The sequence below is a fragment of the Herbaspirillum sp. GW822-FHT03A08 genome (genome assembly GCF_058801885.1).
Map to the genome: position 1 here is coordinate 1 of NZ_JBXANR010000003.1, position 23,018 is coordinate 23,018.

General features: G+C 59.4%; 18 protein-coding genes. 5 read left to right on the forward strand and 13 right to left on the reverse strand.

Annotated elements, in window-relative coordinates; genetic code table 11:
- Positions 1-124: 124 nt before the first annotated feature.
- Complete coding sequence (locus AC1RN6_RS09100) at positions 125-499, reverse strand: DUF3175 domain-containing protein (RefSeq protein ID WP_493004778.1); 375 nt, start codon at positions 497-499, stop codon at positions 125-127.
- A 405-nt stretch (positions 500-904) separates the two neighbouring features.
- Positions 905-1,801, reverse strand: coding sequence for an AraC family transcriptional regulator (locus tag AC1RN6_RS09105; protein ID WP_493004780.1), 897 nt, complete (start codon positions 1,799-1,801; stop codon positions 905-907).
- A gap of 155 nt (positions 1,802-1,956) precedes the next feature.
- Between AC1RN6_RS09105 and AC1RN6_RS09110 the strand changes: the two genes are divergently transcribed.
- Positions 1,957-2,937: an SDR family NAD(P)-dependent oxidoreductase gene (locus AC1RN6_RS09110; protein ID WP_493005873.1), complete on the forward strand. Its 981-nt coding sequence runs from the start codon at positions 1,957-1,959 to the stop codon at positions 2,935-2,937.
- Between the two features lie 423 nt (positions 2,938-3,360).
- On the opposite strand, the gene AC1RN6_RS09115 is transcribed toward AC1RN6_RS09110, so the two are convergent.
- The 7 genes from AC1RN6_RS09115 to argH form a co-directional block, all read right to left on the reverse strand.
- Complete coding sequence (locus AC1RN6_RS09115; RefSeq protein WP_493004782.1) at positions 3,361-4,857, reverse strand: cryptochrome/photolyase family protein; 1,497 nt, start codon at positions 4,855-4,857, stop codon at positions 3,361-3,363.
- 127 nt (positions 4,858-4,984) lie between these two features.
- Entirely contained in the window at positions 4,985-5,713 is a 729-nt protein-coding gene (locus tag AC1RN6_RS09120; protein ID WP_493004784.1) for an ABC transporter ATP-binding protein, read from the reverse strand.
- A 2-nt stretch (positions 5,714-5,715) separates the two neighbouring features.
- A complete protein-coding gene (locus tag AC1RN6_RS09125) occupies positions 5,716-6,477 on the reverse strand; it encodes an ABC transporter ATP-binding protein (RefSeq protein ID WP_094564761.1) in 762 nt (253 codons plus the stop codon).
- Positions 6,477-7,367: a branched-chain amino acid ABC transporter permease gene (locus AC1RN6_RS09130; RefSeq protein WP_493004786.1), complete on the reverse strand. Its 891-nt coding sequence runs from the start codon at positions 7,365-7,367 to the stop codon at positions 6,477-6,479. The genes AC1RN6_RS09125 and AC1RN6_RS09130 overlap by 1 nt, the downstream gene beginning before the upstream one ends.
- Positions 7,368-7,371: 4 nt before the next feature.
- Positions 7,372-8,253, reverse strand: a complete 882-nt coding sequence (locus tag AC1RN6_RS09135) for a branched-chain amino acid ABC transporter permease (RefSeq protein ID WP_493004787.1) — start codon at positions 8,251-8,253, stop codon at positions 7,372-7,374.
- Positions 8,254-8,495: 242 nt separating this feature from the next.
- A complete protein-coding gene (locus AC1RN6_RS09140; protein ID WP_493004788.1) occupies positions 8,496-9,662 on the reverse strand; it encodes an ABC transporter substrate-binding protein in 1,167 nt (388 codons plus the stop codon).
- Positions 9,663-10,336: 674 nt separating this feature from the next.
- Positions 10,337-11,728 (reverse strand): argininosuccinate lyase, encoded by a 1,392-nt coding sequence (argH, locus tag AC1RN6_RS09145; RefSeq protein WP_493004790.1) that lies wholly within the window; start codon positions 11,726-11,728, stop codon positions 10,337-10,339.
- A 331-nt stretch (positions 11,729-12,059) separates the two neighbouring features.
- Between argH and AC1RN6_RS09150 the strand changes: the two genes are divergently transcribed.
- Positions 12,060-12,887 carry an HDOD domain-containing protein gene (locus AC1RN6_RS09150; RefSeq protein WP_493004792.1) on the forward strand — a complete coding sequence of 276 codons (828 nt, stop codon included), beginning with the start codon at positions 12,060-12,062 and terminating at the stop codon, positions 12,885-12,887.
- A 106-nt stretch (positions 12,888-12,993) separates the two neighbouring features.
- Here the strand turns inward: AC1RN6_RS09150 and AC1RN6_RS09155 are convergent, their stop codons facing one another.
- Positions 12,994-13,482 carry a GNAT family N-acetyltransferase gene (locus tag AC1RN6_RS09155; RefSeq protein ID WP_493004794.1) on the reverse strand — a complete coding sequence of 163 codons (489 nt, stop codon included), beginning with the start codon at positions 13,480-13,482 and terminating at the stop codon, positions 12,994-12,996.
- Positions 13,483-13,583: 101 nt separating this feature from the next.
- Between AC1RN6_RS09155 and AC1RN6_RS09160 the strand changes: the two genes are divergently transcribed.
- The 3 genes from AC1RN6_RS09160 (at position 13,584) to AC1RN6_RS09170 (ending at position 17,788) form a co-directional block, all read left to right on the forward strand.
- Positions 13,584-14,135, forward strand: coding sequence for a sigma-70 family RNA polymerase sigma factor (locus tag AC1RN6_RS09160; protein WP_493004796.1), 552 nt, complete (start codon positions 13,584-13,586; stop codon positions 14,133-14,135).
- Positions 14,132-15,139 (forward strand): FecR family protein, encoded by a 1,008-nt coding sequence (locus AC1RN6_RS09165; RefSeq protein WP_493004798.1) that lies wholly within the window; start codon positions 14,132-14,134, stop codon positions 15,137-15,139. The genes AC1RN6_RS09160 and AC1RN6_RS09165 overlap by 4 nt, the downstream gene beginning before the upstream one ends.
- Before the next feature lie 81 nt (positions 15,140-15,220).
- Entirely contained in the window at positions 15,221-17,788 is a 2,568-nt protein-coding gene (locus AC1RN6_RS09170; RefSeq protein ID WP_493004800.1) for a TonB-dependent receptor, read from the forward strand.
- Positions 17,789-17,874: 86 nt separating this feature from the next.
- Here AC1RN6_RS09170 and AC1RN6_RS09175 read toward each other — a convergent pair whose 3' ends face one another.
- The 3 genes from AC1RN6_RS09175 to ppc form a co-directional block, all read right to left on the reverse strand.
- Entirely contained in the window at positions 17,875-18,810 is a 936-nt protein-coding gene (locus AC1RN6_RS09175) for a dienelactone hydrolase family protein (RefSeq protein ID WP_493004801.1), read from the reverse strand.
- A 119-nt stretch (positions 18,811-18,929) separates the two neighbouring features.
- Entirely contained in the window at positions 18,930-19,820 is an 891-nt protein-coding gene (locus AC1RN6_RS09180) for a DMT family transporter (RefSeq protein WP_493004803.1), read from the reverse strand.
- A 199-nt stretch (positions 19,821-20,019) separates the two neighbouring features.
- A complete protein-coding gene (gene ppc / locus AC1RN6_RS09185) occupies positions 20,020-22,905 on the reverse strand; it encodes a phosphoenolpyruvate carboxylase (protein ID WP_493004805.1) in 2,886 nt (961 codons plus the stop codon).
- Between the last annotated feature and the right edge of the window lie 113 nt (positions 22,906-23,018).

Below are 23,018 nucleotides of genomic sequence, written 5' to 3' on the forward strand. Positions count from 1 at the left end.
TCAGGTGGCGCATTCCTTCATCACCAGCGGCTCGGTGCGGGAGGCTGTTGTAGGCCGTATCGGCAAGTTTGTCTGATTTTCTTGTGTTGTGTGTTGAGAAAAGGGCAGCTGCGGCTGCTCTTTTTTATGGTGCTTTGCCGAAGGCTTCGCGCAGCTTTTTCTTGGCTTGTTCCAGTGTGTGTTTGCGTTCCTTGCCGAGGTTGCGGCCGCCGCGGTTGATGTAGAAGTTGAGCATCGACATGGCGGACTGGAAGGGCGAAGCCTTGCGGCGGCCGCTGCGCTCGGAGGCGCTTTTTAGCGAGGTGGCGATTTCTGCGGCGCTGCCGGTCTTGAAGATGTCGTGCTTGATGTCCATGGCGTCGCTGGTTTCGTTGACGTGCTTGGACCAGCGGTTGATGTGGGTGGATTTACTTGCGTGGTGGCGGGCGTGGGTGCGGCGGGAGGTGTTGCCTTTCTTTTGACGGTGCAGGTGAGAGAGGTGGGTTGCTGCGGTGGTCATGGTGGACTCCTTGGCGGTTTGGGCGTCGGAGGTTTAGCGTAGGCTTGTGCGTGGTTTTTGGGTATCGGCGGGTTTGAGGTTGTGGAGTAAGGATGGTCCTACATGTTTTGTTAGGACTGGCTTTGGCGGTAATTGAATCTTTTCTTTCTTCGGACGACCGTGCCGGGGGGAGCCCGGCGTCAGCAGATGAAGATCGGGAAGGGAAACAACTCGCTCAAGCGGACTTCGAGACTGGCGCGCTTCGTTTCGCCGTCGGGTACTGAAGGGACACGATTTTTTCCGGATTTATTTACTTCGTCGTTCCAACGAGAGTTGGAACCCAGCGCCGTGAAGACGGTGGAGTGACGCTTCAACGTCACAGGGGCCCGGCATCCGCTGGGACGACGGCGTGTGCAGGTCTTAGCCTCAAACCACAACGCTGGAAATATCGCTGATGTTTTCACGCAATTGCGAGGCGTCTTGTTTTGGTGGACGTCCAAACAGTCGTGAGTACTCGCGGCTGAATTGCGACGGGCTTTCGTAGCCCACGGTGTAGGCTGTGCGGGTGGCATCAACGTCAGAGGCGAGCAGGCGTCGCGCGGCCTGGAGCCTGAGCGTTTTTTGATATTGCAAAGGACTCGTCGAAGTCGCCGCGCGGAAGTGGCGGTTGAAAGATGCGACGCTCATCCCGGCGATGTCTGCCACGGTTTCGATGGGAAATGATTCATCGAAGTGGTTGCGCATCCAGTCGATGGCTCTTCTGATCTGCGCCAGCCGGCCTTCTTCGCGCGCTATCTGCCGCAGCAACGGCCCGTGAGGACTCTGCAGCAGGCGGTACAACAACTCGCGCTCTCTTGAGGCGGCAAGAACTGGAATGTCCTTCGGCGTGTCGAGCAAGGCCAGAAGGTGGTCCCAGGCTTCCAGTACTTCGCGGGAAACTGTCTCAATGTGGAAGCCTAAAAATTCCTTTTTCGATGGTTCCCCGGGCATGTCGGCAATCAGCGCGGTGAAGATCTCATGATCCAGCGTCAGGCCCGTGCCGAGATAAGGCTTGTCGCCGTCCATTTCGAATATGCAACAAGTCGTCGGCAACTCGATCAGCGATGCGAAACAAGCGCCAGCGCCATAGCGCAGCATTTTCTTGCCGACCATCATCTGCTTGGCACCCTGGAGAACCAGGCAGACACCGGCGGCAACGGCTGTAAATGTCGGCTCCGGTTGCCGGAAGGCGCCGATGGCAAGACGCGGAATGGCGGTCTCCAGCTGCTTGTCGTCGGCGTGGCGCAGCACCCGTCGGCACATCTGATCAAGTAAATCTTTCATGAATCCAGTGTGGCATGACTTGGGAATGAGATCAATAAAATGAGCGGATCAGGCAAGAATTTGCGCAGTTTTGGCGAGTAGATGTCATGTCGGGAGCGTATCTTGGGCAAGACGGGCGCGGTCACTACGCGTCCTTAACTTCACAGGAGAGAATCTTGACTATCAAACACTTCGATGCGCATTCGACAACAGACGATGTACTGGGCAATATCGATCTGCGCGGCAAACGTGCCTTCATCACCGGTGTCTCGGCAGGGCTGGGCGTGGAAACGGCGCGTGCTCTTGTGGCGCGCGGCGCAGAAGTGATCGGCACGGTGCGCGATCTCGGCAAAGCACACCGCGCCACGAAAGTTGTGCGCGATGCGGCAGAGCAAAGCGGCGGCCGTTTTGAAATTATCCAGATGGATCTGGCCGACCTTGCATCGGTGCGGGCGGTGAGCGATGCGATGGTCGCCGGGCAGAAATCCTTCGATCTGGTGGTCGCCAATGCCGGCATCATGGCGACGCCGTTTGAGCACACCAAAGACGGCTTCGAGCTTCAATTCGGCACCAACGTGCTGGGTCACTATGTACTGGCTAACCGTCTTGCACCCCTGATGAAGGAGGGGGCTCGCTTGATCGTGCTGTCTTCCAACGGCCACCGTTTTGCAGACGTCGATCTTGAGGATCCGAACTTTGCGAACGGGCCCTACGATCCATGGGTTGCCTACGGCCGCTCCAAGACCGGCGACGCGCTGCTGGCGGTTGCGTTCGACGCGCGCTATCGTCATCGCGGCGTGCGCGCAGCGAGCATCCATCCAGGCGTGATTCAGACGGAACTGATCCGCAACATGGAACCGGAAGCCTTCCAGGCCGCATTCGCCGCGATGAATGAACAGCATCTGGCGCAAGGACATCAGCCGTTTGAAGTGAAAACCGTCGCGCAAGGAGCGGCAACAACCCTATGGGCAGGCATCGTTGCGGATGCCGAAACGATCGGCGGCCGTTATTGTGAGGATTGCCATGTCGGGGAGATTTTGTCGGACGATGCGCTTGTTAGCGCATTCAGTGCCGGCGTACGTCCCTATGCAATTGATCCGAAGCGGGCCGATGCGCTTTGGGAGAAGGTGGGGGAGCTTGTTGGTGAGAAGTTTTAAAGCCTCTGTAACGCCGACATCAGTTGAGCGCTGACGCCACTGGGTCCCAGCGTTCGCTGGGACGACGCAAACGAGGCCGGAAGAAGTTGATGCATCAAAGGTTCCAACAAGACTGGCGATGCGAAGCGAGCCAGTCTAGAGGTCCGCTTGAGAGTAGCCGGTGTCAGCAGAGGAAAATCGGATTAATAAGGGAAAAATGTCTGAGCAGAGTGAGTTGTTTTTCCTTCCCGATTTTCCTCTGCTGACACCGGGAACCCCCGAAGAGGGCTACAACCAGGCGGTCGCTTCTTTTGCTCACTTTTCTTGGCGAGACAAGAAAAGTGAGTAGCTGCCGGGCTACCCCCGGCAGGGTCGTCCGAACAAAGAAAAGATTCAATTACAGATAAAACCAGCCGGAACAAAACACACCGAAAAAAAGAACACTCAGTCCTCATCCCCCAAATCTTTCTTCACCACCGCATAACGCAGCAACGTCCTCTTCCGAGCCTCTGCATGATCCACCATAGGCTCCGGATAATCCTTCCCCAACTTGACCCCGGCAGACTTCAACAAGTCAGCAGGACACAACCAGGGCGCATGAACATACTTATCCGGCAAGCCGGCCAGCTGCGGCAGATACCGCCGGATGAACTTCCCCTCCGCATCAAACCTCTCCGACTGCGTGATCGGATTGAAGATACGGAAATAAGGCTGCGCATCGCACCCTGAAGAAGACGCCCATTGCCAGCCGCCGTTGTTGGCCGACAGGTCGAAGTCATTGAGCTGATCGGCAAAGTACTTCTCGCCCCAGCGCCAGTCGATCCCCAGATCCTTGGTGAGAAAGCTCGCTACTACCATGCGCAGACGGTTGTGCATGTAGCCGGTCTGGTTCAGTTGCAGCATTGCTGCATCCACCAGCGGATAGCCCGTACGTCCCTCGCACCACGCTGCAAAACTCGCGCGCGCGTGCTTGCCGCCTTCCCACTGAATCGCGTCGTAGTCCGCCTTGAAAGAGCGCTCAACCACGCGCGGATGATGGAACAGGATCATGAAATAAAAATCGCGCCACACCAGCTCGGACAACCACACCGGCGCACCGCGGCGGCCTTCGCCGATGCGCATGGCATCGACTGCGGCACGCGCCAGCGTGCGGATGGAGATCGTACCGAAGCGCAGATGTACCGACAGATACGACGGTCCTTTGATTGCCGGAAAGTCGCGGGTGTCGCCGTATTTTCCCAGCCGCGGCAGGAAGTCTTCCAGCAATTGCGCCGCGCCGGACATGCCGGTCGGGATACGCAGGTCCTTCAGATTGGTCGGCAGGAATCCGAGGTCTTTCAGTGTAGGGAATGCCTTGTGATGTTGCTTCGACGGCGGCGCCAGTTGTGCGAAATAGGCATCCACCGGATAAGGCTTGAGATAAAAGTCGCCGCCGGGGCCGGACAGCTTGTTCATCCATGCATTCTTGTAGGGCGTGAAGACGGAGAAAGGGCGGCCGGCCAGCGACAGTACTTCGTCTTTTTCAAAGATGACCTGATCCTTGTAGGTCAGCAACTGGCGGCCGTCTTTCTCCAGTTGTTTCTTGACGGCGGCATCGCGTTTGATCGCCTGCGGTTCGTAGTCGTGATTGGTGAAGACGGCGTCGACGCCGAGTTCTGCAGCCAGCGCCGGAATGTCTTGCAGGGCCGACGCATGGCGCACGATCAGCGCACCGCCGGCTGCGCGCAGGGCGGCGCCGAGTTCGGCGATGCAGGCCATGATGAATTCGATGCGGCGATCTGCTTGCAGGCCATCGGCGAGCAGCGCGTCGAGGATGTCGCGGTCGTAGACGAAGACGCAATGCACCTGCTTGCTTTGCCTGAGCGCATAGTACAAGGCGGCATGATCGCTGATGCGCAGGTCGCGGCGGAACCAGACGAGAGAAGAATCGAAAGTCGGCATGAAAGAGTGGGTGAAGAGGTTGGTGACGGCAATAACGTTCGATGGTAAAGCATCCGGGCGCTACAAACAAAAACAGCGACCATCAGGCCGCTGTTTTGCTGCAAGCAGCATTGCAACAACGAGGCGATCAACCGCCCAGATAGGCTTCGACCACTTTCGGGTTGTGCAGCAGGTTGGCGCCAGTGTCTTCCAGCACGATCTTTCCGGTTTCGAGCACGTAGCCGCGTTGCGCGATGCGCAGCGCCTGGCGTACGTTTTGTTCGACTAGCAGGACCGTCATGCCGGTCTTGTTGATCTCTTGCACGATGCGGAAGATTTCCTGGATGATCAGCGGCGCCAGGCCCATCGACGGTTCGTCCAGCAGCAAGACCTTGGGCTTGGCCATCAGCGCGCGGCCGATGGCGAGCATTTGCTGTTCGCCGCCGGATAGATTGCCGGCCAGGCCTTTGGCGCGTTGCTTGAGGACCGGGAACAGCGAATAGACCCATTCCAGATCGCCGGCTACGGCAGTCTTGTCCTTGCGCGTGTAAGCGCCGAGGGCGAGGTTTTCTTCGATGGTCAGGGTGGTCAGCGTGGCGCGGCCTTCGGCAACTTGCACCACGCCGCTGCCGACGATGCGGTGCGGTGACTGCTGCGTGATGTCGGCGCCGTTGAACAGCACTTTGCCGCGCGCCGCTTTAACGAGGCCGGAGATCGCCAGCAGCGAGGTGCTCTTGCCGGCGCCGTTGGCGCCGACCAGCGCGGTGATTTCGCCTTCGTTCAGGGTCAGGCTGATGCCTTTGACGGCTTCGATGTGGCCGTAGGAAACCGCCAGGTCCTGGACTTGCAGAATGACTTTAGGGACTGTCTGGCTCATGGTTACGCTTCTTCCTTGCCGAGGTAGGCCTCGATCACTTCCTGATTGTTCTTGATCTCATCCGGTGTGCCTTCGGCGATGATCTTGCCGAAGTTGAGCACGGCGACGCGGTCGCACAGGCCCATCACGAAACGCATGTCGTGCTCGATCATGAAGATCGAGAAACCGCGTTGCTTGATGTTGATGATTTCTGCCATGAGTTCGGTCTTTTCCGCCGGGTTCATGCCGGCCACCGGTTCGTCCAGCAACAGCAGCTTGGGTTTGGTCGCCAGCGCGCGGGCAAACTCCAGCTTGCGCTGTTCACCGTAGGAGAGGCTGTCGGCGAGCATGTCGGCCTTATGGTCCAGGCGTACCCAGGACAGCAGCTCCAGCGCGCGTTCGCGGGCTTCCTTTTCGATCTTGCGGAATGAGCCGAGGTTCAGCAGCAAGCCGCCGAAACCGTAGTCGAGGTGATCGTGCATGCCGACCACGACGTTTTCCAGCAGCGTCATTTCCTTGAACACGCGGATGTTCTGGAAGGTGCGCGCGATGCCGCGCTCGGTGATCTTGTGCGGAGCGACGTTGCCGATGTCCTGGCCGTCGAACACGATGTTGCCGGAGGAGGCGCGCAGCAGGCCGGTGATCAGGTTGAATACGGTGGTCTTGCCGGCGCCGTTGGGGCCGATCAGACCGAAGATGCCGCCTTCGGGCACATGGAACTGGACGCCTTGCAGAACCTGCAAACCGCCGAAGTTTTTACTGATCTGGTTGAATTGTAAAAGCATCAGTTCACCTTCTTGCTTGCAGTTTTACCGGCATTGCGGCGTTGCATGAACGCGCGAATGCGACGCGGATCCCAGATACCCTTCGGCAGATACAGCACGACGAGGATCAGGATCAGGCCGTTGGCGGCCAGGCGGAAGTCCTTGAAATGGCGCAGCACTTCCGGCAGCAGCGAGAGGATGGTCGAGCCGATCATCGGGCCGATCAGATTGCTGGTGCCGCCGAATACGGCCATGGTCAGGATATCCACGGCGTTTTCAAAGCCGTAGTTGTTGGGGCCGATGGTGAAGGTGTAGTGCGCATTCAGGGCGCCGGCCACACCGGCGATTGCAGCACCGATGACGAAGGCCAGCAGCTTGTAGCCGGCCACGTTGACGCCCATCAGGCGGGCGGCAACTTCGTCTTCCTTGATCGCCTCAAAAGCGCGGCCGATCTTGGAGCGGCGTACGCGGGCGAGGAAATACACCGTCACGCCCAGCAGCAGCACGATGTGCCACCACTCGGTGACCGGCGGAACACCGTTCAGGCCCATCGGGCCGCCGGTGATTTCCATGTTCAGCACGACCACGCGCACCACTTCGCCGAAGCCCAGCGTGGCCATCGCGAGGTAGACGCCGGACAAGCGCAGCGTCGGGATGCCGATCACCAGCGCCACCAGCGCCGGCAGGATGCCACCGGCTGCGAGCGCGACCGGGAAGGGCAGACCTGCCTGCATGGTAATCAGGGATGCGACGTAAGCGCCGATCCCCATGAACGCTGCGTTGGCCAGCGACAGCAGGCCGCACGACAGCGTGACGTAGATTGACAGGGCCAGCATGGCGTTGACGCCGACGCTGAAGATGACGGTGTTATACGTCGCCCAGAATCCATCCCACCATTCCATCATACTCATGGGATTAAGCCTTTCTTTCGAGCACTTTGCCGAACATGCCGGAAGGCTTGACCAACAAAATCAAAAACAGGAGACCGAACGCCACCGCATCGCGGAAGTCGCTCGAAATGTATGCCACGGTCAGCACTTCGGCAAAGCCGAGGAACAGGCCGCCGATCATCGCGCCGCGGATGTCGCCCATGCCGCCCAGGATGATCACGGCGATGCCCTTGTGCAGCATCGGCTGGCCCATGAAGGGCGAGATCGCGTTGAATGACAGGCCGACCAGTACGCCCGCTGCGCCGCCGAGGGCTGCTGCTGCGAACGAGGTGAGGTAGAACAGGCCTTCAACGTTGATGCCCAGCAGATAAGCGGCTTTCGGCGACTCGGCGATCGCGCGCAGAGCGCGGCCCAGTTGCGTGCGGCGCATCACGGCCAGCAGCACGATCATCAGCACGAAGGCGATGACCACGATGCCGACTTGTACCGCGGTGACGTGCATGTTGCCGATGGTGACGCTGTCTTCCGGAATGGTGCCGATCGGGAAGCGCTTGTTCTCGGCGCCGAACAGGCCTTGCGCCAGATTAGTCAGCATGATCGCGACACCGATGGTGGCGATCATGGGAATCAGGTGGGGTGCATTGCGCTTGCGCAGCGGTTTCAGCACCAGGAAGTCGACGATGAGGCCGATCAGTCCGGTGGCGACCATTGCCGCGAGCATGGCCAGCCAGAGCGGCAGCGCCAGCTTCTCGACCAGCAGCAGGGCGGCATAGCTGCCCAGCATGAAGATCGCGCCGTGCGACAGGTTGATGACGCCGAGTACGCCGAATACCAGCGTGAACCCGAGCGCAAAGAGCGCATAGACGCTGCCTAGCGAAAGGGCATTGATAAGTTGTTGTTCTAACATAGGACCTGCGAATAGAGTGATGACGAATAGTGAGGAGCGCCGGTCTCATCCGTCAGTCATGCATGAACATGCACGCGCTGGCAGGCTGGCGATGTATCCCTCGTTACATCAGAAAAGCGGCTTTTGGCTAGCCTGTTCTTTTTCGCGATTGGGTAAAGCTTGTGACACTAACTGAGCAGTGGGAACAAAAAGACTCCGGTAAAAAATACCGGAGTCTTTGAGCTCGTTCTTCCTGTTGAAAATTACTTCAGCAGAGTGAACTTGCCGCCCTTGGCGATGCTGACGACAGCTTCCTGTTGTGCATCGAAGCCGACTTGCTTGCCGGCGACGGCAGGCGCAGCGCGGAAGGCGAACTTACCGGTCGCGCCGTCGATCTTGACGGTAGGCAGGGCCAGACGCAGAGCGTCACGGTCCTTGTCCAGTGCGCCGGACAGCTTGACGTTCTTGAGTGCTTCAGCAACCACGTGCAGTGCATCGTAGGCTTGTGCGGAGAACTGGTCAGGATCGGAACCGAACTTGGCCTTGTACGCGGCGATGAACGCCTTGTTGGCGGGAGTCAGGTTTTCCGACGACCATGGGCTGCCCATCAGCGTGTTGTCGCCTGCGTCCTTGGCGATTTCAAACAGCTTCGGCGAGTTCAGGCCGTTGCCGCCGATGAACGGTTGCTTCATGCCCAGCGCGCGGGTTTGCAGGATGATGTTCGCAGCTTCTTCCGCCAGGCAGGAGCAGACGATGGCGTCAGGATTGCCGGCCTTGATCTTGGTCAGCTGTGCCTTGAAGTCGACGTCGCCCTTGGCATACGCTTCAGTCGTTGTGGTCGGGATCTTTTGCTGCTCCAGCGTGGCCTTGAAGACGTCGTAGCCGGACTTGGTGAACGCATCGTCGTTACCGTAGATCACGGCGACTTTCTTGATGCCGAAATGCTTGACTGCTGCTTTGACGGTCACTGGCAACACGTCGGCTTCCATGACGGAGTTACGGAAGGTGAACGGGCCCATGGCAGTGATGCCGTCGGCAGTGTTGCTGGTGCCGAAAGCGACGACCTTGGCGGCGTTGGCGATCGGGTCAGCAGCAAAAGCGGAATTGGACAGGGTCGGGCCGAAGACCATCAGTACCTTGTCCTGGAAAATCAGTTTTTTGAAGACGTTGATGGCTTCTTCTTTCTTGCCTTGTTCGTCTTCTGCAATCAGGACCAGTTTGTTGCCGTTGACACCGCCCTTGGCGTTGACTTCGTCAGCGGCCAGCGTGAAGCCGTTCTTGATGGCGACGCCGTATTTGGCGGCAGGGCCGGTCAGTGCAGCGGCGAGGCCGAGCTTGACGTCGGCAGCCAGGGCTGCATTTGCCAGAGTTGCACCGATCATCAGCGCAGGCAGGGTCTTTAAAGCGGTTTTAAGCATGTTGAATCGCATCGAGTTCTCTCCTTAGTTAGATATTCTTATAGAGGATGACGCGAAATATTAGCCGGGGGTAACCGACGCAGGAATCTTTGGTGGGACTCCCTATTTTGCTCCATCCTCTGGGGCCTGTTAGTAATGAATTTGCGAGATGCGTTTCAAGCATAAGGCGTGCTGGCAAGGCGCGTGGCGTAGCAGGTGGCGGGCCCACCTGCAAGCCATGCAACGCGGCCAGCGCGCCTTATGCTTGAAACCCTTCGGGAACGGCTGCAGGCGTCGCCTGCCGTTATTGCAGCTCCTTGCCGTAGCACCGCTACGTCGCGTCGCTGCGCCTAGGCAGTCAACGCCTGCCGCGCGTTCGCACTCGCAAATTCATTACTAACAGGCCCGAGACCGTTGTGCGGTCTTTGGGATACAACCGGTCAAGAATACCGTAAACCGGCTTAAACACACTGCTGCACTGCAACCTGATAAGTTGCCTTGCAGCGGTCTGCAGACTCCGCCGAAGCGGAGGTGACACTGATGACAGATTTGATGCGGCTCCATCCGGAGACGGAGCGGTCCTGCTGATTACCTCGCACTGCTACTTTTGGTACAGACTCAGTACAGCGGCATCCGGGTCGCGTTGGCAGTTCGGATGCCGCTGGTATTTCTTTATTTCTTTATTGCTTTATTCCTCGGTCGCAGTCTTACAGCGACTTGCGCACTTCCGCGATCGCCAGACGTACCTGATTCGGGGCGGTTCCGCCGATGTGGTCGCGGGCGGCAACGGAACCTTCCAGCGTCAGGACGCCGAAGATGTCGTTTTCAATCAAGGGCGAATAGACGCGCAGTTCTTCCAGCGTCAGGTCCGACAGGTCGCAGTTGCGGTCGACGCAGGTGCGCACGGCGTGCGCGACGGCTTCGTGCGCATCGCGGAACGGCAGGCCCTTTTTGACCAGATAGTCGGCCAGGTCGGTGGCAGTGGCGTAACCCTGCAGTGCGGCGGCGCGCATGGCTTCCGGCTTGACGGTGATGCCGCTCGCCATGTCGGCAAAAATGCGCAGCGTGTCGGTCAGTGTGTCGACGGTGTCGAACAGCGGTTCCTTGTCTTCCTGGTTGTCCTTGTTGTAAGCCAGCGGCTGGCCTTTCATCAGGGTCAGCAGGGCGATCAGGTGGCCGTTGACGCGGCCGGTCTTGCCACGCGCCAGTTCAGGCACGTCCGGGTTTTTCTTTTGCGGCATGATCGACGAGCCGGTGCAGAAGCGGTCGGCGATGTCGATGAAGCCGACGCGCGGGCTCATCCAGATCACCAGCTCTTCCGACATGCGCGAAATGTGAGTCATCACCAGTGCGGCCGCGGCGCAGAATTCAATTGCGAAGTCGCGGTCGGAGACGGCGTCCAGCGAATTGCGGCAGACGTCGTCGAATCCCAGCGTCTTGGCAACGCGCAGGCGGTCGATCGGAAAGGTCGTGCCGGCCAGCGCAGCGGCGCCCAGCGGCAGGCGGTTGACGCGCTTGCGCGCATCGGCCATACGCTCGGCATCGCGGCCGAACATTTCAACATAGGCCAGCACGTGGTGGCCGAAAGTGATCGGCTGCGCCACTTGCATATGGGTGAAGCCCGGCAGGATGGTATCGGCGTGTTGCTCGGCCAGATCCACCAGCGCAGCGCGCAGGTCGCGCAGCAGGCCGCTGATATCGTCAATGGCGGATCGCATGTACAGTCGAATGTCGGTCGCGACCTGATCGTTGCGGGAACGGCCGGTGTGCAGACGCTTGCCGGCGTCGCCGACCAGTTCGGTCAGGCGCTTTTCGATGTTCAGGTGGACGTCTTCGAGGTCGAGCAGCCATTCGAACTGGCCGCCGTCGATTTCACCCTTGATTTGTGCCATGCCGCGCTGGATGTCGGCGTAATCCTGTGCGCTGATGATCTGCTGATGCGCCAGCATTTCTGCATGGGCAAGCGAGCCTTGAATGTCGAACTGCGCCAGGCGCTTGTCGAAAAAGACAGAGGCGGTGTAACGTTTCACCAGATCGGAAACGGGTTCGGAAAAGCGAGCCGACCAGGCTTCGCCTTTTTTCGATAATTGAGCGGTCATAGTGGGGGTCCCGGAGAATACGCGATTATAGCAAGTCGATGACATTTGAGCCACGCCACAGGATGCTCCGGCATGGTGCGGATCCTGACGGGGCGCAAATTGGCGGCAAGTCCGGGGCAAGTCAATAGGGAAATTTCTGCGTGGTGCAGATGCAGGCATGATGGCAACATCGAGGCAATATCAATGGGGCGTGGCATAAAAAACATTGCACTCTTGCCAAATCTTGAAGATACTCAAATTGCTGTTTTGTAAATCCAACTAATTCGATTTTGTCTGGCTTGTTAACCAGAAATCTGACAGGCTGACGTGGTCTCATCCGGGGAGAGGTCTCATGAATTTAGAAGCACTGTTTCAGCAACAAGCAGCATTGCCAAGCATTCCCAAGGTCGTACAGGAAGTCATCGAGAGCTTCAACAACGACAATGTATCGATCGAAGACATCGCCAAGAAACTGAGCGCCGATCAGGTGCTGAGCGCCAAGCTGTTGCGCCTGGCGAACTCTTCCTACTATCACGTCTCGCGCAGCATCGGCACCGTCGACGACGCCGTCCTGATGCTGGGTTTCATGACCGTGCGCACGCTGGTGGTCAGCACCGGCCTGACCGGCAGCTTCAAGTCCATGTCGGGTGTGGATCTCAAACTGTTCTGGCGCTATAGCCTGCATACCGCAATCGTCGCCAAATGGCTGGCGAAGAAGCAGGGCGTCAACTCGGATCTCGCCTTCACGGTTGGCATGATGCACGCCATCGGTCAACTGGTCATGCATGCGGTCATGCCGGAGCAAACCTTGCAGATCGACAAGATCGCCAGCCCCATCGATGCGCGTCGTCTGGACGTCGAGCGCACTACGTTCGGCTATGACTTCTCCGATGTTGGTGCTGAGCTGGCCAAGCGCTGGCGCTTCCCTGACGAATTCTCGGATGCAATCAAGGCTTTCCCGACGCCGCTGGAAGTGACGCCATTCAACAAGATCGCAGCTGTTATCCACATCGCCGCATGGCGGGCTCGCGCGGAAGAGAATAAATATTCCCGCGAGGAAATGGAGTCGACTTTCCCCGACGACGTTGCGGCCAAGCTGGGCGTGAAATCGACGGTGCTGCTGGATGAATTGCCGCCGCTGGCCGAGTTGGGTGCAGGGATGGAAGAGTTGATTTCCTGAACGGAAATTGCTCTTCGGAAATCCGTAGGTGTTGTATGGATTGCGGCCGCATTGTGGGCCGCAATTTTTTTGATTTCTCTGAATTGATCTCTCTGAATTAATCTCTTTAGTCGGACGAGAGTGTTCGCACCATCGTGATCTCACTGGCGACGAATCCCGCCTTGCGATACAGCGCCTGTGCCGCTTCGTTATGCGCAAATACGTTCAGGCTCAGGCTGGCGAGGCCGCGCAGTCTGACTTCTTCCAGTAATAGTTCCAACGCAGCGCTGGCAAAACCGCGCCGGCGATGTTCGGCGTCGATCGTCAGGTCGTACAGGAAGGCCGACGTCTCGCCATCTTCCTCCACTTCGCCAAACCAGATCTCGCCGACACTGGCGCCGCTTTCTTCTTCCTGCAACAACATCAGATAGTGGCCCGGTGTGGCCAGGCCGAGCGGCAGCAAGGCTTGCAGGTTGGCGCGCGCTTGCGGCTGGCTGGTTTCCAGCGAGGGCAGGCCGGTCAGGCGGCATTGTTCGGCATAGTCGGTGGACGAGGTTTCGACAAAGCGTTCGAAGTCGGTAGTCGTCATGGGAATCATCTTGAGCTGGTGCGGCATGGGCGTCCTTCGGGAATACCGGCTTGTGTTTTGCGGTAAATAAGTTAATAATAATCATTCTTATTTAAGAATGGCGTCACCGGATGTTCCAAGGGGGGAGCATGTCCAGTAGTATTCATAACAACATCGACACGATTGATCGCAGCGAATTCCTGAGCAGCCTATTTGTCTGCCATCAGGGCTGGCTTGCGTCGTGGCTGCGTAAAAAGACCGGCTGTCCCCATCATGCGGCCGATCTGGTGCAGGAGGCGTTCATGCGCGTGCTGACGCTGGCCGATCCCACACAATTGCAACAGCCGCGTGCTTTTCTGACGACTACAGCCACGCGCCTGATGATTGATGAAGCGCGCCGCCGCAAACTCGAACAAGCGTATCTTGAAGCGCTGGCCGGCATGGCCGGCGCTGATGAAGATGTCGCGCACTCACCCGAACAGATCATGCTTGCCGTAGAAGCGCTCAACGCCATCGCCGCGATGCTGGAAGGGCTCGCTGCAAAGCCGCGCCGCGCATTTCTGATGAACCGTCTGGACGGCGCCGGCCATGCCGAGATCGCTGCCGAGCTGGGCGTGTCCGTGAGCATGGTCAAGCAATATATCGCCACGGCCATCGGTCATTGCTACCGCGTCCTTTATCCGATCGTCGGCGCAGCATGAACCATATCGCCGCACCCGAGCCGGATCAGGCTACCGTCGATCGCGCCATTGCGTGGCTGACGCTGCTCAGCTCAGGGCAAGCCGGTGAGCACGAGCGGGGGCAATACCGTCAATGGCGCGCCGCCGATCCGCAGCATGCATTGGCCGCCAGCCGGATGGAGCAAATGTTTGCGCATTTCGACGCCTTGCAGGCGGGGCCGGCCAACAAGGCGCTCGACGCCGTTGCTGTGAAGAAGCGCCGTTTGGCGTTGGCTCCGGTTGTTGCCATGCTTGCCGTGATGCTGATCTCTGCAATGGGTTTGTATGCCGCTCAATCGGAATGGCGCGTCTGGCTTGCCGATTACCGTACCGGGGCAGGCGAACGCCGCACCATCGAACTGGCCGATCATAGCCGGATCACGCTCAACAGCGAGAGTGCCGTGGACGTCAGCTATGCAAGCGATGGTCGCCGCGTCGCGTTGTTGCGCGGCGAAGTGCAAGTGGACGTCGCGCACATTGACGACCCGGCATCGCAGCCGTTTGTTGTGTCCACCCGAGATGGCACGGCGCGTGCGCTGGGCACCAGATTCATCGTGCGGCGCGACGTCGACAGCACGCTGGTCACGGTGCTGGAATCCGCTGTGCAAGCCAGCGCAGCTGAGGGGAATGCGACGCAGACTGTGGTCGCGGGCAAGCAGGCGATTGTGACCAGAGATGCAGTTACTGCGCCCCAAAGTATCGACGCCGATCAGGCGGGCGCCTGGGCTGGCGGCAGGCTGATCGCCGACAACACGCCCTTGTCGGAAGTGCTGGCGGCGCTGAGTCACTATCGCCACGGCATGTTGCGTTACGACGCGGAGCAGGCTGCCGCGTTGCGTGTATCAGGCGTGTTTTCGCTGGACGACAGCGACCGTACGCTGGATGCCTTGCAGTCGGCGTTGCCGATCCGCGTGCAGCGTTATACGCCGCTGCTCACGGTTGTGAAATTTCCGAAGATGGTTGAAAAAGCACCGGCCGGGCACTGATTGAAAATATTTTTGGCCGGTGACTGTCTCTTTTTCTTTTTGCTTCGTCATGGTTAGTGATACCCATAAAAAGGACCTGACATGACGTTGAATCTTCGTATTTCTCCACTCTGCGCCGCCGTGCGGCTGAGTCTGTTTTGCCTCACCACAGCCGGCGCCATGATGTCGGCGCCGGCGCTGGCGCAGAACGCCGCCAGCGCCAATGCGGTCACGCCGCAAACGACCTACAGCATCGCTCCCGGTACACTCGGCAGTGCGCTCAACAAGTTTGCACAGCAAGCCGGCGTGACGCTGGTGTTCGATCCCAAACTGGCTGAAGGCCTGAGCAGCGGCGGCCTGAACGGTCGCTATACCGTGCGCGAAGGATTCGACAACCTGCTCAGGGGCTCCGGCCTGACAGCGGTGGCGCAAGCGGACGGCAATTATCTGATTCAGCGCCCGGCAGCCGCCGCAGGCAAACCGCGCGCAGCGGCCCAGGATGCCTCCGGGTTGAGCGAAGTGGTAGTGGTCGGCTCGCGTACCCCGACATCCATTACCGAATTGCCGAGCACCGCCTGGGTGATCGACAGCGAACAGATCAGCGAGCAGGCGCGCGCCGGTGTGCCGCTCAAGGAGTTGCTCGGCAATCTGGTGCCGGGTCTGGACATTGGCCCGCAAGGCAGAACCAACTACGGCCAGAATCTGCGCGGCCGCAGCGCGCTGGTGATGATTGACGGCATTTCGCTCAACGGCTCGCGCGCCCTGAGCCGCCAGTTCGATTCCATCGACCCGTTCAATATCGAACGCATTGAGGTCCTGTCCGGCGCCAGCGCACTGTATGGCGGCAACGCCACCGGCGGCATCATCAACATCGTGACCAAGCGTGCCAAGTCGGGCGATCTGGCCTTTACCAGCGAAGCCGGTTTCCGCAGTGGATTCCGCAGCGGCGACGATTTCGACTGGCGTCTGGCACAGTCCGTTTCCGGCGGCAATGACCGCGTGTACGGGCGGCTTGGCGTGGTCTACGGCAAGAACGGCGGCGCGTATGACGGCAGCGGTAAGGCGGTGATTCCTGATATTACTCAGACAGATTTGCAGTTCAACCAGTCGATCGATCTGCTCGGCAATCTGGATATCAATCTCGGCGGCGGCAGCAGCCTGAAGCTGCTCGGGCAGATTTACGATTCCGGCTATGAGCCCGGCAAGACGCTCTATATGGGGCCCAACCTGGGCGGCGCGATTCAGTTGACCGCGGCGCCGGTCAATCCTGCCTTGCTCGACGTGCGCGACGGTTTCACCTCGGACGTCAAGCCGCGCACCCAGCGCCAGATGCTGTCGGCCGATTATCATGCGGCCGATGTCCTTGGCGGGCAGGATTTTTATCTGCAGACTTATGCGCGGCAAGAGAAGCTGGATTTCTATCCTTTCCCGGGTACGGACAATTACACCATCGGCGGCGTTACGCGCCGTGCGCTGTACTACAGCACCTCGCGCCAGAACACGGATGCCTATGGCATCAAGACGGTCTTGTCCAAACAGTTCGACACCGTCAAGCTGACCTACGGCTTTGACTACGATCATGAAAAGTTTGAAGGCAATCAGGTCATGTTCGACACCACGCAGGCATTTTCCAGTGGCGGCCTGACATTCAACCGATCGAGCGAGATCGGCCGCTATCCCGGTTTCAAGACCAATATTTATGCAGTCTATGGGCAAGCCGACTGGAAGCTGAGCGATCGCTTCACAGCGTCCGGCGGCGTGCGTCGCCAACGCGCCAACATCAGCGTCGGCGATTTCGTGCAGGTGGCGCAGCAGCGTCTGGTAGCGGCTGGTGTGGGCGCATCGGCGCAGGCTATTCCGGGCGGTTCCAACAGTTACGACATGACGCTGTTCAACGGCGGTCTGTTGTTCAAGCTGACGCCGCAGCAGCAGATCTGGACCAATTATTCGGAAGGCTTTGAACTGGCAGATCCGGCCAAATACTACGGACAAGGAACGTACTCGCTGGTGGGCGGCGCCACCGGCACCTGGAATCTGCTGAACGCCGTCAGCCCGGGCACTTCGCCGATGAGTGGCATCAAGACGCGTCAGGTGGAACTCGGCTGGCGCCATCGCGGCGGCGGGCTGACGACGCAGGTGGCGGCGTTCTATGCCTGGTCGGACAAGGCGATCGAGGTCAACCGGACCACGCTCAATATCAACGTGGTGGATCAGAAAGTACGCAACATCGGTCTGGAAGGGCAGATCGGCTATGCCTTCAATGATCATTGGGATGTCGGCGCTTCGGGGCTGGCTATCATCACGCAGCAGGAAATCAACGGCGACTGGAGCAAACGCGACGTGACGGTGTCGAGCCCGTCCAAGCTGACTTCCTACGTCGGTTGGAAACAGACCGATCTGTCGATGCGCCTGCAGGGTACGCAAGTGTTCGGCGTCTCGGATGGGCAAGGCCACCGTCTGACCGGTTATGCCTTGTTCGATCTGCTGGGCGCTTACCAATTACCGAAGGGCGTGCTCAGTTTCGGTATCCAGAATCTGCTGGATCGCGACTACACCACGACCTGGGGGCAGCGCGCCAAGCTCCTGTACAGCAGCCTGATCGCCACGCAGGCGCTGGACTACAAAGGGCGCGGCCGGACTTTCGGTCTGACGTATTCGCTGGATTACTGATCGGCGATAGCGGCTGGCGCGAGCCAATAAAAAAAGCGGATGGGGCTTGCGCCTCATCCGCTTTTTTTCATGGTGTCAGCCTTGGCTTATTCCAGCTTGTCTTTCAGAAACTTCAGCATCTCGCGATAGGCTTCCGCGCGCGAGTCGGCATTGCCGCCGCTGGTGACGCCTTCGCCGCGTTTGCCGACGCCGGGGATATCCATGCGAACGTGGATGGGCAGGCCAGGCGCATCGAAGTCATGGTAGGTGTCCGGATAGAGGCGCAAGGTGATGTCCGTGTCGCTGCCTGCCACTTTCTTTTCCAGCGATTCGCAGGCTTCCGGCGGCGTCCAGTCGTCGTTCTCTCCCATCAGAATCAGCATCGGCGCTGCCGGCTTGTAAGGAGTACGGCTGCCGGCGAAGGGAGTGCAGGTCGGGTAGAAGGCAACGGCGGCTTTGGGTTGGACCTTGCGCACGGCGACGTCGGTCTGCGCCAGATTCAGCGATGCGAGAATGGTCGTGGCGCCGTGCGACCAGCCGACCATGCCGACGCGTGCGTAGTCGACGTCGTCCTGCGTGGCGAGCCAGCGCATGGCGATCTGTACGTCGAAACGGCGATTGGCGCTGCTGGCTTCGCGCTGAGCCAGGCTTTCCTGGCAGATCGAACGGCGGCCGCGCGGCGTGAAGCTGTCCGGGAACAGCACGTTGTAGCCGGCGTCGGTCAGTGCGCGCGCCATCGCGATGTGGCGCGGCGTGAATTCGATTTTCTCTTTATTGACGCTGCTGTAGAGGCCGCCGCAGCCGTGCATGGCGATGATAGTCGGTTTCTTGTCCGACTTGCCTTTGCCCTTGAACCAGAACCCGAACAAGGCCGTCGCTTTGCCGCCTGGCGATTCGACGCTGGTCAGAAAGACGCGCTCGGTGCGCAACGGCGGCAGCGGCGGTGTTTTGGCGGCCGGCGTTGCCGCGACGGCAACAGCAGCGAATTGTGTGCACAGCCCTGTCAGACAGAGCGATGCGATAGTTTTGCCCCAGATACGCATGGTGAACTTCCCCAAATATTTGTGTGTGCAACCGTCGGTCTGCCTGCCGGCTAGCCGTCAGGACGACGTTGGTGTGCTGTCGATTCTGTTTTGCCTGGATACTGCTGTTGCTGCTGATGTCACTTTCCCGTTGTTGCCGGCTTCAGCACCAGCAGCAACGCCGCCCCGATCAATACGCCTCCCACAGCGTAGGCCCAGGACAATTGTTCATTGAGAAACAGCCAACCCCACAAGACACCGAATAGCGGTATCAAAAAAGTAACGGTTAACGACTTCACTGGTCCTATATCGGCAATTAATCGGAAAAATAAAATGTAGGCCAGCGCCGAACACACAAATCCCAATGCCAGCAAAGCAAACCACGTACCAGCGCTGCCATGAAACGGGCTGCCCACGGTGCTTGTCGTGATGGCAAAAAACGGCAACAGCAGCGCAACCGCGCCCAACTGGCTGCCAAATGCAACCAGTTTGCTGTCCAGTCCGCCGCGATCAGTGATCCAGCGCTTGGTCAGAAATCCGGCGAGGCCATAACAGCTGGTGGCCAGCAAGCACGCCAGCGCACCGAAAACGGTCGCCGTATCGAAAGCCACCGGGCCGGTCCTTGTCAGCACGATAACGCCTGCCAGGCCGAGCGCCACACCTGCCACTTTGCGGCCGGTCAGTTTGTCACCGAAAAATAACGCCCCGATGACCACACCCATCAAAGGCGTCGTCGCATTCAGAATCGCAGAATATCCCGCCGGCAATACCTTCGCGGCCACGCTGTACAGCACGAACGGAATGCCGGAATTGATGGCGCCCAGCATCATCGCTGCACGCAATTTTCCCTGAAACCGATATTTTACGCGCAGTACTGCAAGGATGAGCAGCAGGCCCAACGCCCCGAACAACACTCTGAAGAACGCCGTATTCAAGGCGCCCATTTCCGGCACTGCGATGCGCATGAACAAAAAGCTTGCGCCCCAGATGGCGGACAAGATGAACAGGCGAAGCAGGTCGGCGGGTTTCATCGGCATTCGAGAGGAGAAAGAGGAGGGACATCATTCTCGGAGGAGAATGATGCCCGGACACTCCGAAACTTGCTATCGTGTTTTTCCTGATGGATCGCAGGAAGCGAAACGGGTATGGCGGATCACGATAGTGATCGCGTACACCGGCGCGCTGCAGGCCGGTGTACGCACGGAACAACTTACGGCATCAGCTCTTACATCAGCCTGTATTGCGCAAACCGGCCGCCACGCCGTTGATAGTCAGGTGGATGCCGCGCTGCACGCGTTCCTCGACCTTCTTGCCTGCTGCGGCCGTGCTGCGATGGCGCTTGATCAGCTCGACCTGCAAGTGATTCAGCGGATCGAGATAGGCGAAGCGGTTTTTGATCGAACGCGCCAGCAACGGATTGCCGGCCAGGCGGTCCTTGTTGCCGGTGATCGAGCTGAGCAGCTGGCTGGTGCGCTCATGCTCGCTGACGATGCGTCCGAAGATCGCGGTGCGCAGCTTGCGATCGGCCACCAGCCCGGCGTAGCGCGAGGCCACGGCCAGATCGGTCTTGGACAAGACCATGTCCATGTTCGACAGCAGAGCGGCGAAGAACGGCCATTCCTTGCACATGGCGCGCAGTGTCGCCAGTTTCCTGGCGCTTTCTTTGGCGCCGCCTTCCTGCAACCAGCCCGACACCGCGCTGCCGAAGCCATACCAGCCCGGGAACAGCAAGCGGCATTGACCCCACGAGAAGCCCCATGGAATCGCGCGCAGGTCTTCGATGCGGCGCGTCGATTTACGCGAAGCAGGGCGCGAACCGATGTTGAGTTCTGCGATCTCCGCAATCGGCGTCGCCGCGAAGAAGTAGTCGGTGAAGCCCGGTGTTTCGTAGACCAGATTGCGGTAGGCCTGGTAGGCACGCTCCGACAAGTCTTCCATCACGCGTTCGAACTCGGCCAGCTTGCGGGTTTCCTTGGCGTCGGTGGTTTCCGGCATGAGGCTGGCTTCCAGCGTCGCGGCAACCAGCAGTTCCAGATTGCGGCGGCCGATCTCGGGATTGGAGAATTTGGACGCAATGATTTCACCTTGTTCGGTCAGACGGATCTGGCCGTTGACCGTGCCCGGCGGTTGCGCCAGGATGGCTTGATAGCTCGGGCCGCCGCCGCGACCGACGGTGCCGCCACGGCCATGGAACAGGCGCAGCTTGACGCCGGCGCGGTTGAACAATTCCACCAGACGGTTTTCGGATTTGTACAATTCCCAGTTGGAGGTGAGGAAGCCACCATCCTTGTTGGAGTCGGAATAACCCAGCATGACTTCCTGCAGCTTGCCTTGCTTGGCGATCAGCGGCGCCACCAGCGGAAACGACAGCCATTGCTCCATGATGTCGGCGGCGCAGCGCAAGTCTGGAATGGTTTCGAACAACGGGATCACCATCAGTTCGAGTTCCACCAGCTTGGACGGATCCTTGGCGTCGGCATGCAGCAGGCCGGTTTCCTTTTGCAGCAATAGCACTTCCAGCAAGTCGGATGCTGTCTCCGTATGCGAGATGATGTAGTTGCGGATCGCGCGTGCGCCGTAGCGTTGGCGGATCTCACGGGCAGTGCGCAGGATGGTCAGCTCGGAATTGGTTTCGTCGGAATACGTCAGGTAGGGCGAATACAGCAGGCGTGGCTTGGAGAGCTCGGCCAGCAGCAGTGCAATCTTCTTTTCTTCGCTGAGGCTGGCATAAGAGGTCTCCACTTGCGCGCTGGCGAACAGTTCGCCGAGTACGCGCTCGTGCACGTCGGAGCTTTGACGCATGTCCAGCGTGGCGAGGTGGAAGCCGAAGATTTCAATCGAACGCTTCAGCACCGCCAGACGTGGCTTGACCAGTGCGCTGCCGTGATTGGCGTTGAGCGAATCGATCAGGACCTGCAGTTCCTTGATGCATTCTTCCGGCGCATCGTAATGCGCAGCGGCGCCGACTTCCTGGCGCAGGATGTTGACCACGCCGAGATTGCGGGCCGTCGCCGCCAGACGCGCATACACGCCGATCAACGCGCGCCGGTAAGGTTCGTCGGCGCGATGGTTGGATGTGTCGGGCGAGGTGTCGGCCAGCGTCAGCAATTCAGCGCTGGCGTCGACCATCAGGGTCGAGATCGACAGTTCGGCGCCGAGCGCGTGGACTTCGTCGAGGTAGAAATCGAAGATCGTGGTCGACTGGCGTTGCAGCGCGCGCTGCATGGTGCCGGCGTTGACGTTGGGATTGCCGTCGCGGTCGCCGCCGATCCAGCTGCCCATCTGCACGAAAGGCGGGAGTTCCGCCGGCGTGGTGCGTGAACGCGCGCGTGACGGAAACTGCGCATTGATTTCTTCTTCGATGTCGTCGTACAGCGCCGGCAGTTCACGCAGGAAGGTGATGCGGTAATAAGACAACGCGTTTTCGATTTCGTCGGCAACCGTCAGCTTGGTATAGCGCAGCATGCGGGTTTGCCACAGCGTCGCGATGCGCGCGCGCAGCAGTTCGGTGTTGTCGCGCAGTTCCTTGGGGGTGAGCGGATGATCGCGCAGCGCCAGCAGGCGGGCGATTTCGCGCTCTGCATCGAGAATGCTCTTGCGCTGCACTTCCGTCGGGTGGGCGGTCAGCACCGGCGAGATCAGCGATTCCGACAGGAAGTTGCGCACGGTGTTGCCGGACACGCCCGCATTGTCAAGGCGCGACAGCGCATAGGCCACGCTGCTCGGCTGCGGCGCCGAACCTGCCAGCAAGTGGGCGCGGCGGCGGCGGTTGTGGTGCTGGTCTTCCGCAATATTGGCAAGGTGCGAAAAGTACGAGAACGCGCGCACCACTGAGTTGGTCTGGTCGCGGGTCAGTTTCTTGAGCAGCTTGTCGAGTTCGGCGCCGGCCTTGGCGTCCGATTCGCGGCGAAATCGCACGGCGGTCTGGCGTATGGTTTCGACCACTTCGAAAACGGCGTCGCCTTCCTGATCGCGCAGCACTTCGCCAAGCAGACGGCCGAGCAGGCGGATGTCTTCTTTGAGCGGAGCGTCCTTGTCTGCGGACTTGACGGGGCGTTTTTCGGTGGAGCCGGGGGTGTTGCGAGCAGAAGTTTTAGTTTGTGGTTTGGTTGGCATGATCAACAATTGCTACGGTTTTCAGAGGAGAAAGTCGGGCGTGCTGGTCGAACTGTCAGTGGTGCTGCGTGCTAGAATTTGGCTCACTTGTTTGCCTCCACTATTTTTATATT

Excerpts from the sequence above, each read along its gene's own strand:
- AC1RN6_RS09100 (WP_493004778.1), bottom strand. The coding sequence starts at position 499 with ATGACCACCGCAGCAACCCACCTCTCTCACCTGCACCGTCAAAAGAAA.
- AC1RN6_RS09105 (WP_493004780.1), bottom strand. The coding sequence starts at position 1,801 with ATGAAAGATTTACTTGATCAGATGTGCCGACGGGTGCTGCGCCACGCC.
- AC1RN6_RS09115 (WP_493004782.1), bottom strand. The coding sequence starts at position 4,857 with ATGCCGACTTTCGATTCTTCTCTCGTCTGGTTCCGCCGCGACCTGCGC.
- AC1RN6_RS09120 (WP_493004784.1), bottom strand. The coding sequence starts at position 5,713 with ATGAGCCAGACAGTCCCTAAAGTCATTCTGCAAGTCCAGGACCTGGCG.
- AC1RN6_RS09125 (WP_094564761.1), bottom strand. The coding sequence starts at position 6,477 with ATGCTTTTACAATTCAACCAGATCAGTAAAAACTTCGGCGGTTTGCAG.
- AC1RN6_RS09130 (WP_493004786.1), bottom strand. The coding sequence starts at position 7,367 with ATGAGTATGATGGAATGGTGGGATGGATTCTGGGCGACGTATAACACC.
- AC1RN6_RS09135 (WP_493004787.1), bottom strand. The coding sequence starts at position 8,253 with ATGTTAGAACAACAACTTATCAATGCCCTTTCGCTAGGCAGCGTCTAT.
- AC1RN6_RS09140 (WP_493004788.1), bottom strand. The coding sequence starts at position 9,662 with ATGCGATTCAACATGCTTAAAACCGCTTTAAAGACCCTGCCTGCGCTG.
- argH (WP_493004790.1), bottom strand. The coding sequence starts at position 11,728 with ATGACCGCTCAATTATCGAAAAAAGGCGAAGCCTGGTCGGCTCGCTTT.
- AC1RN6_RS09150 (WP_493004792.1), top strand. The coding sequence starts at position 12,060 with ATGAATTTAGAAGCACTGTTTCAGCAACAAGCAGCATTGCCAAGCATT.
- AC1RN6_RS09155 (WP_493004794.1), bottom strand. The coding sequence starts at position 13,482 with ATGCCGCACCAGCTCAAGATGATTCCCATGACGACTACCGACTTCGAA.
- AC1RN6_RS09160 (WP_493004796.1), top strand. The coding sequence starts at position 13,584 with ATGTCCAGTAGTATTCATAACAACATCGACACGATTGATCGCAGCGAA.
- AC1RN6_RS09165 (WP_493004798.1), top strand. The coding sequence starts at position 14,132 with ATGAACCATATCGCCGCACCCGAGCCGGATCAGGCTACCGTCGATCGC.
- AC1RN6_RS09170 (WP_493004800.1), top strand. The coding sequence starts at position 15,221 with ATGACGTTGAATCTTCGTATTTCTCCACTCTGCGCCGCCGTGCGGCTG.
- AC1RN6_RS09175 (WP_493004801.1), bottom strand. The coding sequence starts at position 18,810 with ATGCGTATCTGGGGCAAAACTATCGCATCGCTCTGTCTGACAGGGCTG.
- AC1RN6_RS09180 (WP_493004803.1), bottom strand. The coding sequence starts at position 19,820 with ATGAAACCCGCCGACCTGCTTCGCCTGTTCATCTTGTCCGCCATCTGG.
- ppc (WP_493004805.1), bottom strand. The coding sequence starts at position 22,905 with ATGCCAACCAAACCACAAACTAAAACTTCTGCTCGCAACACCCCCGGC.